Origin of the sequence: Oceanimonas baumannii (assembly GCF_002245495.1) — a bacterium.
GTDB lineage: Bacteria > Pseudomonadota > Gammaproteobacteria > Enterobacterales > Aeromonadaceae > Oceanimonas > Oceanimonas baumannii.
The window spans coordinates 377,116-391,015 of the sequence record NZ_NQJF01000001.1; the positions used below are offsets into that span (position 1 = coordinate 377,116).

16 protein-coding genes are annotated in these 13,900 nt (G+C 56.9%); 5 read left to right on the forward strand and 11 right to left on the reverse strand.

Annotated features, from left to right (window positions below; genetic code table 11):
* Nucleotides 1-3: 3 nt before the first annotated feature.
* The gene (locus B6S09_RS01855) at nt 4-351 is read left to right on the forward strand and encodes a hypothetical protein (RefSeq protein ID WP_094276788.1); all 348 of its coding nucleotides are present in this window, start codon (nt 4-6) and stop codon (nt 349-351) included.
* Nucleotides 352-380: 29 nt separating this feature from the next.
* On the opposite strand, the gene dinB is transcribed toward B6S09_RS01855, so the two are convergent.
* From dinB to B6S09_RS01910, 11 genes are all read right to left on the reverse strand, one after another.
* Nucleotides 381-1,427 (reverse strand): DNA polymerase IV, encoded by a 1,047-nt coding sequence (dinB, locus tag B6S09_RS01860; RefSeq protein WP_094276789.1) that lies wholly within the window; start codon nt 1,425-1,427, stop codon nt 381-383.
* Between the two features lie 142 nt (nt 1,428-1,569).
* A complete protein-coding gene (gene nqrM / locus B6S09_RS01865) occupies nt 1,570-1,794 on the reverse strand; it encodes a (Na+)-NQR maturation NqrM (protein ID WP_094276790.1) in 225 nt (74 codons plus the stop codon).
* Nucleotide 1,795: 1 nt separating this feature from the next.
* On the reverse strand, nt 1,796-2,830 hold the full coding sequence (locus tag B6S09_RS01870; protein ID WP_094276791.1) for an FAD:protein FMN transferase: 1,035 nt from the start codon (nt 2,828-2,830) through the stop codon (nt 1,796-1,798).
* A 6-nt stretch (nt 2,831-2,836) separates the two neighbouring features.
* On the reverse strand, nt 2,837-4,060 hold the full coding sequence (nqrF, locus tag B6S09_RS01875; protein ID WP_094276792.1) for an NADH:ubiquinone reductase (Na(+)-transporting) subunit F: 1,224 nt from the start codon (nt 4,058-4,060) through the stop codon (nt 2,837-2,839).
* Nucleotides 4,061-4,086: 26 nt separating this feature from the next.
* Nucleotides 4,087-4,683, reverse strand: coding sequence for an NADH:ubiquinone reductase (Na(+)-transporting) subunit E (gene nqrE, locus B6S09_RS01880; RefSeq protein WP_094276793.1), 597 nt, complete (start codon nt 4,681-4,683; stop codon nt 4,087-4,089).
* Nucleotides 4,684-4,686: 3 nt separating this feature from the next.
* Nucleotides 4,687-5,319: an NADH:ubiquinone reductase (Na(+)-transporting) subunit D gene (locus B6S09_RS01885; RefSeq protein WP_094276794.1), complete on the reverse strand. Its 633-nt coding sequence runs from the start codon at nt 5,317-5,319 to the stop codon at nt 4,687-4,689.
* Nucleotides 5,312-6,082, reverse strand: coding sequence for a Na(+)-translocating NADH-quinone reductase subunit C (locus B6S09_RS01890; RefSeq protein WP_094276795.1), 771 nt, complete (start codon nt 6,080-6,082; stop codon nt 5,312-5,314). The genes B6S09_RS01885 and B6S09_RS01890 overlap by 8 nt, the downstream gene beginning before the upstream one ends.
* Nucleotides 6,075-7,313, reverse strand: a complete 1,239-nt coding sequence (locus B6S09_RS01895; RefSeq protein WP_094276796.1) for an NADH:ubiquinone reductase (Na(+)-transporting) subunit B — start codon at nt 7,311-7,313, stop codon at nt 6,075-6,077. Before B6S09_RS01895 ends, B6S09_RS01890 begins: the two co-directional genes overlap by 8 nt.
* A gap of 4 nt (nt 7,314-7,317) precedes the next feature.
* Nucleotides 7,318-8,661, reverse strand: coding sequence for a Na(+)-translocating NADH-quinone reductase subunit A (locus tag B6S09_RS01900; RefSeq protein ID WP_094276797.1), 1,344 nt, complete (start codon nt 8,659-8,661; stop codon nt 7,318-7,320).
* A 365-nt stretch (nt 8,662-9,026) separates the two neighbouring features.
* Nucleotides 9,027-9,344 carry a BolA family protein gene (locus B6S09_RS01905; protein WP_094276798.1) on the reverse strand — a complete coding sequence of 106 codons (318 nt, stop codon included), beginning with the start codon at nt 9,342-9,344 and terminating at the stop codon, nt 9,027-9,029.
* Between the two features lie 52 nt (nt 9,345-9,396).
* Nucleotides 9,397-9,987: an alpha-ketoglutarate-dependent dioxygenase AlkB family protein gene (locus B6S09_RS01910; RefSeq protein ID WP_094276839.1), complete on the reverse strand. Its 591-nt coding sequence runs from the start codon at nt 9,985-9,987 to the stop codon at nt 9,397-9,399.
* Nucleotides 9,988-10,047: 60 nt separating this feature from the next.
* On the opposite strand from B6S09_RS01910, the gene B6S09_RS01915 reads away from it, so the two are divergent.
* From B6S09_RS01915 to B6S09_RS01930, 4 genes are read left to right on the forward strand one after another with little or no spacing between them, the layout of a single operon-like run.
* Nucleotides 10,048-11,184, forward strand: coding sequence for a methyltransferase (locus B6S09_RS01915; RefSeq protein ID WP_094276799.1), 1,137 nt, complete (start codon nt 10,048-10,050; stop codon nt 11,182-11,184).
* Nucleotides 11,185-11,195: 11 nt separating this feature from the next.
* The gene (locus B6S09_RS01920; RefSeq protein ID WP_094276800.1) at nt 11,196-11,777 is read left to right on the forward strand and encodes a YajG family lipoprotein; all 582 of its coding nucleotides are present in this window, start codon (nt 11,196-11,198) and stop codon (nt 11,775-11,777) included.
* A 35-nt stretch (nt 11,778-11,812) separates the two neighbouring features.
* Nucleotides 11,813-12,370 (forward strand): peptidylprolyl isomerase, encoded by a 558-nt coding sequence (locus B6S09_RS01925; protein WP_094276801.1) that lies wholly within the window; start codon nt 11,813-11,815, stop codon nt 12,368-12,370.
* An 18-nt stretch (nt 12,371-12,388) separates the two neighbouring features.
* Nucleotides 12,389-13,735 (forward strand): AmpG family muropeptide MFS transporter, encoded by a 1,347-nt coding sequence (locus tag B6S09_RS01930; RefSeq protein WP_094276802.1) that lies wholly within the window; start codon nt 12,389-12,391, stop codon nt 13,733-13,735.
* Nucleotides 13,736-13,900 lie beyond the last annotated feature (165 nt).

Sequence of the window (13,900 nt, forward strand, 5' to 3'; positions counted from 1 at the left end):
GTGATGAAAACAACATCCCTGTTACTGCTGAGCGCGCTGGTGGCCACACCGGTACTGGCCGACAATATTCTCAGCCGGGCCGTCGACTTTGGCCGCGAGCTGCTCGACGAAACCCGCAAGCTGGCCCCCGGAATACAGAACGATCACAGTTCCCATGTCCGTCAGCAACATCGCGCCCATCCTGACGATGGCCGCGACAGCCCGGCTCTGGAGCCGGGACAAATGCCCGCTGACGAGCCCCCCCCCACTCAGGCAGGCTCCCCTGCTGCCGTGGTAGGCAACTCGCAACCGGCGTCTACCCCCCCACCAAGCAACCAGGGCTGGTTTGTAGAAGAAGATCATATGAAATGAGCAGGAGCCGGGTTCCCGGCTCCCTGATTTCACTCGCCCCATTCAAGCCCGAGCTGCACACCGCTGTCTTCGCCCGCGAGCTCCAGGCTCATACCGACCAGTCTTACCCCACGGCCTCCGGCCCTTGTCCAGGCCTGCTCACAGAGTTTCAGTGCCGAGCCGAGCTCCGGCACTGTAGTACGCCGTGATAATGTGGTTTGCTCAAAGTCTTCAAACTTGAGTTTGATACACAAACCGCAGACCGCCCGCCGGTTCAGTCGCCGCAACAATTCGGGCCAGAGCCGCTGCAATACTTCCTGCCCCTGTTCCACCGCATAAATATCCGCTGCCAGGGTGGTTTCCACCCCCACCGATTTGCGCACCCGGTTGACCTGTACCGGCCGCTCGTCAATGCCTTGCGCCCGCTGCCATAACAGATGCCCGAATTTTCCGAAACGGCGCACCAGCATGTCTTCGCCGGCATCCACCGCCTGGGCACAGGTATGTAGCCCCATGGCGGCCAGCTTCTCTGCCGTCTTTTTCCCCACCCCGGGAATGTGACTGAGCGTCAGCCCGCAGACATAATCCGCCACCTTTGCCGGCGGCAGCACAAACAGCCCGTCAGGCTTGTTTTCCTCCGAGGCGATTTTGGCCAGAAACTTGTTGGGGGCCACGCCCGCTGACGCCGTCAGTTGCAGCTCGTCGCGAATGGCCCGGCGGATATCTTCCGCGATCAGGGTAGCACTGCCGCCAAACAACGGGCTGCCGCTCACATCCAGATAGGCTTCGTCGAGGGAAAGGGGCTCTACCCGCTCGGTGTAACGATGAAAAATGACACGTATTTGCTGCGAAACCCGCTTGTATTCCGCCATATTACCGGGGATCAACAATAATCCGGGACACAGCCGCAGCGCCTGATGGCTGGGCATGGCCGAGCGCACACCATACTGGCGGGCCGGATAGTTACAGGTGGCAATCACCCCTCGCCGGCTGGCGCTGCCGCCAATAGCCAGCGGAATATCCCGCCATTCCGGATGGTCCCGCATCTCCACCGCGGCGAAAAAGCAGTCCATGTCCACATGAATGATTTTGCGCATTAGCCGAAACTGGATAAACAGACAGTAGTTAGATACTAACCCGTGCGCGATGCGGCGGAAAGCGCCAATTGGGCGTATAAAAAGGGAAAAGCAGAAGGGAAAGTCGGCACCGGTAGCTCATGGGCTGTCGGTGCCGGAACGATCAGATAATGCGGTTTTCTTCCAGCATTTTGCGGCGGGCTTCTTCCTTGGCCATTTTCTTTTTACGGTTGTCACAGGGGTCAGGACAGTCACAGGCTTTTTCCACGCCAATGCCCCCCAGACCTCCGCAGGATCCGGAAATGGTTTTGCGCTGAATAATATAACCGATGGCCATGGCGGCAACCACCAGGGCAAAGACTCCGAAGGTAATCAGAAAATACAGCATATCAACCTCTTAGGTACTTCTCGAAGGCGCTGGACATATCTACCCTGAAACCATCATCCGTCTTGGTTAGCAGGTAAACCGCCAGCCCGTTCTGCTCGGCATAGGCCAGTGCCTCGTCGGTGCCCATCACCGTCAGCGCTGTTGCCAGGGCGTCCGCCATCATACAGGACGGATGGATCACTGTCACCGATGCCAGCCGGTGGGTAATCGGCTTGCCGGTAGCCGGATTGATAGTATGGGAAATGCGCTTACCATCCAGCTCATAGTAATTACGGTAGTCGCCTGAGGTCGCCACACTGGTATTGGCCAGGGCCACCACCTGTTGCACCATGCTTTCACCCTGGCCGGGTTTTTCCACCGCAATACGCCAGTCCTGTCCGTGTGCATTCAGACCACTGGTCCTTACTTCACCACCAATTTCCACCAGATGGTTGGTCAGGCCCTGCTCACTCAGGTATTCCGACACCACATCTACGCCAAAGCCCTTGGCAATGGACGACAGGTCGACATAAAGCCCGGGCAGGGATTTTTGCAGATAGTCACCATCAGCTTTGGTGATCACCGACAGGTGAGCCAGACCGGTCTCAGCCTTGATCTCGGCCAGTTGCTCGGCACTCGGTATATGCGTTGGCCGGGCGTCGGGACCAAAGCCCCACAGGTTGACCAGAGGGCCGACGGTCACGTCAAGGGCATCGTTGCTGTCCCGCCCCAGTTGCAACGCGGCAGTCACCACCTTGGCGGTATCGCTTGATACCTTAAAGGGAGCCTCGCCCCGATACTGGTTAAAACGGCTCAGCTCGGAGTGTTCACGATAAGTGGACATTTGATCATTGACCAATTCCAGCCGGCGGTCGATTTCAGCCTGCAATACCTCGGCCTGGCTGTCACCGGCACCCACTACTTTAACAGAATAGTAAGTACCCATGGTGTTGCCGGTCAGGTGCAGCTGAGCAGCAATATCGTCTGCCGGCCGGCAGGCCGCCAATAAAAAGGCCAGCCCCAAAGGGGCCAGCCAGTTGATTACGCGAATCATCATTTATGATTAACCACCAAAGTCATCCAGCATGATGTTTTCGTCTTCAACGCCCAGGTTCTTGAGCATGTTGATAACGGCCGCGTTCATCACGGGCGGTCCACACATGTAGAATTCACAATCTTCAGGCGCGTCGTGATCCTTCAGATAGTTCTCGAACAGTACATTGTGGATGAAGCCGGTGTAACCGTCCCAGTTATCATCGGGTTGCGGATCACTCAGTGCCACGTGCCACTGGAAGTTCTCGCACTGCTCCTGCAGACCGTCAAAGTCTTCCACGTAGAACATTTCTCGCTTGGAGCGAGCACCGTACCAGAAGCTGATTTTACGCTTGGAGTTCAGACGCTTGAGCTGGTCGAAGATGTGTGAACGCATCGGGGCCATACCGGCACCACCACCGATAAACACCATTTCAGCATCGGTGTCCTTGGCGAAGAACTCACCGAAGGGACCGGAAATAGTGGCTTTATCACCGGCCTTCAGCGACCAGATGTAGGAAGACATCTTGCCGGGAGGGGCAGTCCAGTTGCTGGGCGGCGGCGTGGCAATCCGCACGTTCAGCATAATGATGCCTTCTTCTTCCGGATAGTTGGCCATGGAGTAGGCACGAATGGTTTCTTCGTCTACCTTGGACTCCAGTTCAAAGATCTTGAACTTGTCCCAGTCTTCACGGTATTCCTCGGGCACGTCGAAGTCTTTGTACTTCACATGGTGAGCCGGCGCTTCAATCTGAATATAACCACCAGCACGGAAAGGCACGCTTTCGCCGTTGGGGATCTTCAGCTTGAGTTCTTTAATGAAGGTGGCCTTGTTATCGTTAGAAATAACTTCACAATCCCACTTCTTGATACCGAATACTTCTTCCGGCAGCTCGATCTTCATGTCCTGCTTGACGTTCACCTGACAGGACAGACGCTCGCCGTGGCGGGCTTCGCCCTTGGAGATATGATCCAGCTCGGTCGGCAGAATTTCACCGCCACCGTCCAGTACGCGCACACGGCACTGGCCACAGGAACCACCGCCACCACAGGCAGAAGATACAAAGATACCGTTGGCCGCCAGGGCACCCAGCAATTTAACACCGGCACCGGATGTGATCGCCTTGTCGGGATCGTCATTGATGCTGATAGTCACATCCCCTTCCGCGACGAGCTTGGACTTGGCAAACAGAATGATGCTTACCAGGGCCAGCACGATCACGGTGAACATGACCACGCCTAGAATGATTTCCATCGTTTATTCCTTTTCCGTCACTGGGTTTACAGAGAAATGCCAGAGAAAGACATGAAGCCAAGGGCCATCAGGCCTGCGGAAATAAAGGTGATCCCCAGGCCACGCAGACCCGCGGGCACATCCGCATACTTCATCTTCTCACGCAAACCGGCCAGCAACACGATGGCCAGCATCCAGCCCACACCGGAACCAAAACCGTAGACGATGGACTCGCCGAAGTTATAGTCCCGTTGAACCATGAACGACACGCCACCAAAGATGGCACAGTTCACGGTGATCAGCGGCAGGAAGATGCCCAGGGCGTTGTATAGTGCCGGGAAGAACTTGTCCAGGGTCATTTCCAGGATCTGCACCAGCGCCGCGATTACCCCGATAAAGGTAATGAAGTTCAGGAAGCTCAGATCCACGCCTTCAGCCATGGCACCGTCTTTCAGAATGAAGTTGTAGATCAGGTTATTCACCGGTACCGCAATGGTCAGTACCACAATAACCGCTACACCCAGGCCAAAAGACGTTTTTACCTTTTTGGATACCGCCAGAAAGGTACACATACCCAGGAAGAAGGCCAGCGCCAGGTTCTCAATGAACACGGCACGAACAAACAGACTCAGATAATGTTCCATCGTTTACTCCTTGGCCTCCACCTGCTCGGGGCGGAAGGTACGCAGTACCCAGATAAAGCCACCAATGATAAAGAAGGCGCTCGGCGGCAGCAGCAGCAGACCGTTGGCCTGATACCAGCCACCGTTTTTGATCAGCGGCAGGATTTCGATGCCAAACCAGGTACCGGAGCCGAACAGCTCACGTACGGTAGCCACTACCAGCAGGATCAGGCCATAGCCCAGGCCATTACCGATACCGTCCAGGAAGGACATCATGGGCGGGCTCTTCATGGCGTAGGCTTCGGCACGACCCATTACGATACAGTTGGTAATGATCAGGCCAACAAATACCGACAACTGCTTGGAGATGTCATAGGCATAGGCTTTCAGGATCTGGTCAACCACAATTACCAGAGAAGCGATGATCGCCATCTGGGCAATAATCCGTACCGAGTTGGGGATCTGGTTGCGGATAAGCGAGATAAACAGGTTGGAAAACGCTGTTACCGCAATTACCGCCAGCGACATAACGAATGCCGTCTGCATCTGCGAAGTCACCGCCAGGGCAGAACAGATACCCAGCACCTGAAGGGCGATGGGGTTGTTGCCAATGATGGGACCGAACAGAACCTTTTTCATTTCAGCTTTATCAGCCATTGTTCAGTTCTCCTTCACGAACCTTGGCCAGGAAAGGACCAAAGCCCTTGTCACCCAACCAGAATTCAAAGGTTTTTTGCACACCGTCGGAGGTCAGCGTAGCACCGGACAGGCCATCTACACTGGAGGGAGCACCCTGAGGAGCACCGCCTTTCACCACTTTCAGTGCCGGCTCGCCATTTTCGTTATACAGTTTCTTGCCGACGAACTGGGCACGCCAGTTGGGGTTTTCCACTTCACCGCCGAGCCCGGGAGTTTCACCCTGCTCGTAGTAAGTGATGCCCTTGATGGTGTTGCCATCGGGTGCTACTGCCACAAAAGCGTACATGGTGGACCACAGGCCCTGACCGTGTACCGGCAGAATGATGCTGTCCAGGTTACCGTTTTCATCTTTGGCCAGGTAAACCGGGGCCAGATTGGCACGGCGGCGAATGCCGGCCGGGTCTTCTTCCGACGCCAGCTTGATGCTGGTGGCCGGATCCTTGGCGGCATTACGCTGGTTGTAACCGGCAACAGCCTGTTCGGAAAGCTCACCGCTGTCCAGGTCGACCAGACGGGCGTCAATGAAGCGGTCGTAGGTTTCCGCAACATTGTCCCGGCCCAGGCCGGCTACGTCCACGATATTGGTCTGCACGTCCAGCGCCTGGTTGCGCTGCTGGATCGGCTTCAACGATACGGCAGCACCGGATACGATGATGGAGCAGACCAGGCACAGGCCGCCGACAACGGCAAAGGTTCTGCCGATAGTTTCTTTCTTAGCCACGGGCCAGCCTCCGTTTGATGTTTGCCTGAACCACGAAGTGATCGAACAGGGGGGCGAACAGGTTGGCGAACAGAATGGCCAGCATCATGCCTTCAGGGAAGGCCGGGTTGACCACACGGATCAGTACCACCATGACGCCGATCAGCGCGCCGTACCACCACTTGCCCTTATTGGTAAAGGAAGCAGATACCGGGTCGGTCGCCATGAACATCATGCCGAAAGCAAAACCACCCAGCACCAGGTGCCAGTACCAGGGCATGGAGAACATGGCATTGGTGTCGGAACCAATCAGATTGAACAGGGTCGCGGTGGCCACCATACCGATCATCACACCGGCCACAATACGCCAGGAGGCAATGCCCAGATAAATGATGAACAGGCCGCCGATCAAAATGGCCAGGGTAGACACTTCACCGATGGAGCCCTGAATGTTACCAATAAAGGCGTCCATCCAGCTGATGGCAGTGCCGGAATTGACATCCATCAGGGCAGCCTGACCGCCTGCAGCCCATTGGCCCAGAGCAGTGGCACCGGAGAAGCCGTCTACGGCAGTCCATACGGTGTCGCCGGAAATTTCAGCCGGATAGGCGAAGAACAGGAAGGCACGACCCGCCAGTGCCGGGTTAAGGAAGTTTTTGCCGGTACCGCCAAAAATTTCCTTGGCCATGACCACACCAAAGGTGATACCCAGCGCCGCCTGCCACAGGGGCAGAGTGGCAGGGACGATCAGGGCAAACAGCACGGAAGTCACAAAGAAGCCTTCGTTCACTTCGTGCTTGCGCACGCTTGCGAACAGCACTTCCCAGAAACCACCGACCGCAAATACGGTCAGATAGATGGGCAGGAAGTAGGTAGCACCCAGCAGCATTTTACTGCCCCAGCCGGCCCCTTCGCCCAGGGTTGCCCCCAGGCCGCTGGCCAGGCTGTAACGCCAGTTTCCGTCAATCACTCCAGCCAGATCGGCAGGGCTGTACATGCTGGTGAGGGCCGCAATAGCCTGGCCACCGGCGTTGTACATACCAAAGAACATGGCCGGAAAAGTGGCCATCCACACCATGATCATGATGCGCTTCAGGTCGATGCTGTCACGTACATGGGAGGATTTACGGGTAACCATACCCGGGGTGTAAAGTACGGTAGCAACCGCTTCGTACAGGGCATAAAACTTTTCATATTTGCCGCCCGGCTCGAAGTGATGCTCCATATTTTCCAGAGTCTGCTTCAAACTCATTTTATTAGCCCTCCAGCTCAATCTTGGTCAGGCACTCACGCAACACCTGGCCGTAATCGTATTTGCCAGGGCAAACATAGGTGCACAGCGCCAGATCTTCTTCATCCAGCTCCAGGCAGCCCAGGCTCTGGGCGCTGTCGGTATCACCGGACAGCAGATCACGCAGCAACAGGGTTGGCAGAATATCCAGCGGCATAATGCGCTCATAGTTACCGATCGGCACCATGGCACGGGAAGAGCCGTTAGTCGTGGTGGTCAGGTCAAACAACTTGCCTTTGGCCAGGTGTCCCAGGTAAGCGCGGGTTACCGAGAACTTGTTGGAACCCGGAGACAACCAGCCCATAAATTCCTTTTCACGGCCTTCTTTCAGCACAGAGACCTGCAGGTGGTAGCGACCCAGGTAGGCATGAGGACCATTGGCGGTGACGCCGGACAGTACCGAACCGGAAATAACACGGTTTTCACCATCCTGCAGTTCACCACTGGTCAGCTCTTCCAGAGAAGCGCCGATGCGAGTACGCAGCAGACGGGGCTTGTTCACCACAGGGCCACCCAGCGCCACCACGCGATCGGTACACAGTTCACCGGTGGTGAACAGCTTACCGAAGGCAATCACATCCTGGTAATTGATATACCAGACGACCTTGCCAGGTACGACAGGATCAATAAAGTGAATGTGGGTACCGGGCAAACCGGCCGGGTGCACGCCACTGAACACATGCTCTTTCACGCTGGCGGCAGAGGCTTGAGGCAGGCTGCCTTCACCCTTGCACACGTGTACCTGACCGTCAGTCAGGCGGCACAGCAGCTGCAGACCATCGGTAAATGCCTGAGCATTTTCCTTAATGACCAGCTCGGCATTGGCACTGAGCGGGTTGGTATCCATGGCGGTAACGAAGATGGAGCGCGGGGTGGAGTCCAGCGCCGGCACCTTGCTGTAAGGGCGGGTTCTGAGCGCAGTCCACATGCCGGATTCAACCAGCTGCTGCTGCACAGTTTCACGTTCCAGTTTGGCCAGTTCGGCAGAGTTGTAGCTTTTAAAAGTAATCTGCTCTTCGCTGTCATCAACAGCAATCACGACGGACTGCAATACGCGCTTGGCACCACGGTTGATTTCGACCACGGTACCGGCGGCAGGAGCTGTGAATTTAACGCCAGGGTTCTTTTTGTCTTCAAACAGAACCTGACCTTTTTTGACGCGATCCTCTACCTTGACGTGCATGGTAGGGCGCATACCCACATACTCCTCGCCCAGCGTAGCGACGCGCTTGATGGAGGGACCATCGTAGATTACTTGCTCTGGTGCCCCGGCAATTGGGAGGTCCAGTCCTTTTTTAATTGTAATCATACTCACTTGCACTACTTGTTAGGGGAAGACAGGTACTTGCCATGAAATACATGACAACATGCTGATGAGTCGCTACCGGCATGTTGGCATCGCCCTGACAACAGCACGACTACACTCCGGTAACATCCAGCCCGATTTAAAAGGCGCGTAATTCTAGCACTTTTACGACAACGGCTGCCATGGCAATTGCTAAAAATTACCGCCGCAGTCAGTTAAACCGGCTTGTGCAATTATTCACCAAGCAAAAATAAGGCCATGATTTTCAAGGCGGAATCATGCTTTAGTCGCATGAAGGGCTAAAATGGAAGCAGTTTCCAGACACGCTTGACTGATTAACAAATTTGCTCATTGCAAATAACAGTCACCTATACCGAAACGCCTGCCTTGCCCATGCAATTAGGACTGGCCGGCACGCCACCGCGCTCACGCCATTCGGCCGGGGTCAGCGTATGCAACGCCAGGGCATGTACACCACCGGCGAGCTCCTCGGCCAGCAGGCTGTTAAGCGTACGATGACGGGCCAGCAGCCGCTGCCCTTCAAAGGCTTCGCTCACCACCACCAGCTTAAAATGGGTCTCAGAGCCGGGCTCAACCCGGTGCATATAGCTCTCGTTAATCACTTCCAGATGCTCTGGTGACAACGCCTGTTTTACTTTTTGCTCAATGATGTCTTGTACCGACATAATAATCTCCCGAGTGTTCAGAACAGATAACAGGACCGGACAGCGGCCCCTTTCACGCCTGGCGAGCAGATCGCCGGAATGTGAGGTTGATACGCACACCTTGTGTCCGGACCATTTTAGGCAGAGCGTGCCGCCAATGATGCTGCATTTCTCCGGCCATCACCAGCAAACTGCCGTGCTCCAGCCACAGCTCCTGCTGTTCACCGCTGTGATGCCGTAACAAAAACCGCCGGGTCGCTCCCAGGCTCACCGAGGCGATCGTCGGATTCCGCCCCAGCTCCGGCTCGTCGTCCGCATGCCAGCCCATGCTGTCGTTGCCATTGCGATAGAGATTAAGCAGCACTCCATCAAAGGGCTGACCACAGATCGACTCAAGGCGCTCCGCCATGGCTTTTACCAGCGGGTGCCAGGGGACGGGAGCGCGCTCCCGGCCGGAATAGCGATAAGCCCACTCCCCCATCCAGCAGGACAAGCGGGGCTCGTTCACTTCCCGGCCAAACATCGTCAGCCGGTGCTGCTGCCAGGGGATATCGCGGCTTAACTGTGCCAGCCAGTAATCCGCCTCACCGGCAAAGGCATCCGGCCACCATAACAGGCACCCCTGATTCAACGTGAGCCACTCAGGCGATGACCATAGCTGCATGCTGATTTTCCCCTCCAAGCTGCTAAAATGCCGCCCTTTGCACTTATCAGGCGTGACCTCATGAATCATCACTTTCCTCTGCCCGGCGGCGGCGAGCTCGAGCTGCACCGTTATCCCCGTCAGGCCCGCCACGGCCTGCAGGCCTGGGAGGCTGCAGACGAATATATCATGAACGAGCTGGCCGCTCTGGAATGGGACCGGAGCGCTCCTCTGGTAATTCTCAACGATGCCTTTGGTGCCCTCACGCTTGGCCTGCACCAATACCGCCCTTATACGGTAACCGACTCATGCATCGCCGGCCTGGCCTTGGCTGACAACGCCGCCGGCAACGGGCTTGAGCCTGACTGGACGCTGCTCACCAGCCTGGATGAACTGCCTGCCGCTCCCGGCCTTATTCTGATAAAACTGCCTAAAACCAATGCCATGCTGGAGCACCAGCTCGCTGCCATCAGCCGGGTAGCGGGCCCGGGCACCCTGATTATGGCCGGTGCCAAGGTCCGGGACGTGCACAGCTCCACCCTCAAACTGTTTGAGCAATATCTCGGTCCCACCCGCACCAGTCTGGCCTGGAAAAAAGCCCGCCTGATCTTCGCACAGCGGGATGCCGCTATTGCCCCCTCGCCCGCTCCCGCTCCCCTGAGCTGGCGGCTGGAAGGCAGCGACTTCACCATTAATAACCACGCCAGTGTATTCTCCCGCGCCAGCCTGGATATTGGTGCCCGCTTTATGCTGGAGCACCTGCCCGCCAGTCATCCGGGCCGGATCATTGATCTCGGCTGCGGTAATGGCGTGCTCGGGCTGATGGCTCTGGTGCGCAACCCTGAAGCCACCGTGACCTTTGTGGATGAATCCCATATGGCGGTGGCCAGTGCCCGGCTCAATGTGGAGCAAAACCTGCCCGATGCCATGGACCGCGCCCGCTTTATGGTCAATAACTGCCTCGATGGTATGGGTCCGGACAGTGCCGATCTGGTGCTGTGCAACCCGCCCTTTCATCAGCAGCAAGCCATTACCGATCATATTGCCTGGCAAATGATGACCGATGCCCGCCGGGTGCTGCGCCGGGGTGGTGAACTGCTGCTGGTGGGCAACCGTCATCTCGACTACCACCAGAAGCTCAAACGACTATTCGGCAATCAGCGAGTAGTGGCATCCAACCGCAAATTCGTTATTCTGAACGCCATTCGCACCGCCTGAAGGAACTATTCATGAATCGCATCAAATGGTTGACCATTCCCTTACTGGCTCTGGGCCTGACTGCCTGCGCCAGCTATTACCCCATCGCGGTCAATGTCAATCCGACACCGGCAAACGCTGACGCCGGCATCTATCGCGGCCAGACCCTGGCACTGTCGAGCGCGGACAAGCGCAGCAATGATTTCATTATTCAGATTGAACAGAAAGACAAATCGCCGGTGGTAGTAGGTGCAGCCAACAACCTCAGCCTGCAGCTGGAGCAGGCCCTGGCACAGGGTTTTAGCACCCAGGGTGCCTTTATCGAGCAAGGTGCCTCTACCCGGGCTACCCTGGAGCTGCAGGAAGTGCTGTCCCGGGTTATCCGTGGCCATATCAGCTATGACGTAGTACAAAAGGTGCGGGTAGAACTGGTGCTGGAACGGGACGGTCAGCGCATTACCAAACAATATCGCCGCAGCGCCCAGCAGGAGTTCCCCGGCCGCCTGCATCCGGAGCTGGACAAAGTAACTGATGCATTGGATCGCCAGCTGGGGCTGATGGTACAGGACATTCTCGCCGATCGTGACGTACAGAGCTTTATTCACGGCAACTGACACCATACGGTCGGATAACTAACGGAAAAGAACGAATGAAAAACGTGTTATTACTGCTGGCAGGCCTGCTGTCTGCTACCTCGGCCCTTGCCGGCCCTAAAGTTGAACTGGTTACCAGCCTGGGCAACCTGGAAATAGAACTGAATGAAGAAGCCGCGCCCAAAACCGTGGCCAATTTTTTACGTTATGTCGATGATGGCAGCTATAAAGGCACCCTGTTCCACCGGCTGATCCCGGGCTTTGTGGTACAGGGAGGTGGTTTTGATAGCGATTATGAACGCCTGCCCACCTATGATCCGGTACAGAACGAGTCGGGCAACGGCCTGTCGAACGCCGCTGGCACCATTGCCATGGCCCGCACTCAGGATCCCCACAGCGCCACCCGTCAGTTTTACATTAATCTGGGTAACAACACCTCACTGGACGGCGGCCGCCGTGCCGGTTACACCGTGTTCGGCAAAGTGGTAAAAGGGGAAGAGGTACTTGAACGCATGTCCCTGGTACCCACTGGTATGAGCCTGCAACTGCGAGCCCGGGACGTACCCGAAACGCCCATTATCCTGGAGCAGGTCCGCCGCCTGCCGGAGGACTGATCCATTCGTGTTCAATCCATGAAGTGGCAGCAAAGCCTGTCGCTCTACACCGAGCGACGGGTACTGGTTATGCTGGCACTGGGGTTTTCTTCCGGGCTGCCACTGCTGCTGGTATTTGGCACTCTGTCGTTCTGGCTGCGGGAAGCCGGGGTCAGCCGGACCAGCATTGGTTTTTTCAGCTGGGTGGCGCTGGCCTATGGCGTGAAATGGCTGTGGTCGCCACTGGTAGATCGCATGCCGTTGCCGCTGCTGTCCCGGTTAATGGGACGGCGGCGCAGCTGGATGCTGTTTTCCCAGCTGGTTATCATGGCGGCGCTGGCGGGCATGGCTGTGTCCGATCCCACCGCTAACCTCACCCAGCTGGCACTGTTCGCCCTGGCTGTGGCTTTTGCCTCCGCTACCCAGGATATCGTCATCGACGCCTATCGCATTGAGTCGGCACCTGAGCGTCTGCAGGGTGCCCTGGCTGCCGCCTACATGACCGGCTACCGGCTGGCGATGATCATGGCCGGTGCCGGTGCCCTGGCCATTGCAGCCTGGGCCGGCTCGGATACCGGATACGACATGGGTGGCTGGCGTATTGCCTATCTGGCCATGGCGGGCTGCATGGTGGTGGGTGTGATAACCTGTTTACTGCTGCATGAGCCCAACGTGGATCTGAGCGAACAGCAACGCGTTCAGCATGAACACAAACAGCAACTGATCAGCCACGGCTGGCCCCGCTGGCTGGCTGGGCTGGCCGCCTTTGGGAAAAGCGCTGTGGTATCGCCCTTTGCGGACTTTTTCCGGCGGTATGGCTGGAATGCCCTGCTGATATTAGGGCTGATCGCCAGCTACCGGATTGCCGATGTGGTGATGGGGGTCATGGCTAACCCCTTCTACGTGGACATGGGCTTTTCCAAAACCGAAATAGCCACTGTCACCAAAGTGTATGGCGTAATTATGACCCTGGCCGGTGCCGCCCTGGGGGGCGTACTGGTAGGACGCTTCGGCACATTACGCATTCTGATGCTGGGTGCCCTGCTCACCGCCGGCACCAACCTGTTGTTTGCCCTCATGAGCCAGATGGGACCGGATGTACGTTTGCTGACGGTCATTATCTCGCTGGATAACCTGAGTGCCGGCATTGCCACCGCCGCCTTTGTCACCTATTTGTCGAGCCTGACCAACGTCGCCTTTTCCGCCACCCAGTACGCCCTGTTCAGCTCGGTGATGCTGCTGCTGCCCAAGTTTATGGCCGGCTTCTCGGGCCTGGCTGTGGACAGTATGGGATATGCCGTCTTCTTCACGGGCACCGCCGCCATCGGCCTGCCTGTGCTGGTGCTGATCGCCATGGTTACCCGGCGAGTACCGGGCAAGTTGTAAGCCCCAGAAAACGAATCGTGACTCCCGCGCAGGAACGTCACCTACGAAGGGACGCCCCGCGAAGGCGGAGGTCCATGCCTGCCTGCAGCATCAATATGGTTTCTGAAACCGTGCACCATGCTCTGGATGCCCGCCTGCCCGGGCATGACGGGTAGTGGGACGGGG

Coding starts and splice junctions, on each gene's coding strand:
- B6S09_RS01905 (WP_094276798.1), bottom strand. CDS start 9,344: ATGTCGGTACAAGACATCATTGAGCAAAAAGTAAAACAGGCGTTGTCA.
- B6S09_RS01930 (WP_094276802.1), top strand. CDS start 12,389: ATGAAGTGGCAGCAAAGCCTGTCGCTCTACACCGAGCGACGGGTACTG.
- B6S09_RS01910 (WP_094276839.1), bottom strand. CDS start 9,987: ATGCAGCTATGGTCATCGCCTGAGTGGCTCACGTTGAATCAGGGGTGC.
- nqrF (WP_094276792.1), bottom strand. CDS start 4,060: ATGGAAATCATTCTAGGCGTGGTCATGTTCACCGTGATCGTGCTGGCC.
- B6S09_RS01915 (WP_094276799.1), top strand. CDS start 10,048: ATGAATCATCACTTTCCTCTGCCCGGCGGCGGCGAGCTCGAGCTGCAC.
- B6S09_RS01895 (WP_094276796.1), bottom strand. CDS start 7,313: ATGAGTTTGAAGCAGACTCTGGAAAATATGGAGCATCACTTCGAGCCG.
- B6S09_RS01900 (WP_094276797.1), bottom strand. CDS start 8,661: ATGATTACAATTAAAAAAGGACTGGACCTCCCAATTGCCGGGGCACCA.
- B6S09_RS01920 (WP_094276800.1), top strand. CDS start 11,196: ATGAATCGCATCAAATGGTTGACCATTCCCTTACTGGCTCTGGGCCTG.
- B6S09_RS01925 (WP_094276801.1), top strand. CDS start 11,813: ATGAAAAACGTGTTATTACTGCTGGCAGGCCTGCTGTCTGCTACCTCG.
- B6S09_RS01870 (WP_094276791.1), bottom strand. CDS start 2,830: ATGATGATTCGCGTAATCAACTGGCTGGCCCCTTTGGGGCTGGCCTTT.
- nqrE (WP_094276793.1), bottom strand. CDS start 4,683: ATGGAACATTATCTGAGTCTGTTTGTTCGTGCCGTGTTCATTGAGAAC.
- B6S09_RS01855 (WP_094276788.1), top strand. CDS start 4: ATGAAAACAACATCCCTGTTACTGCTGAGCGCGCTGGTGGCCACACCG.
- dinB (WP_094276789.1), bottom strand. CDS start 1,427: ATGCGCAAAATCATTCATGTGGACATGGACTGCTTTTTCGCCGCGGTG.
- B6S09_RS01885 (WP_094276794.1), bottom strand. CDS start 5,319: ATGGCTGATAAAGCTGAAATGAAAAAGGTTCTGTTCGGTCCCATCATT.
- nqrM (WP_094276790.1), bottom strand. CDS start 1,794: ATGCTGTATTTTCTGATTACCTTCGGAGTCTTTGCCCTGGTGGTTGCC.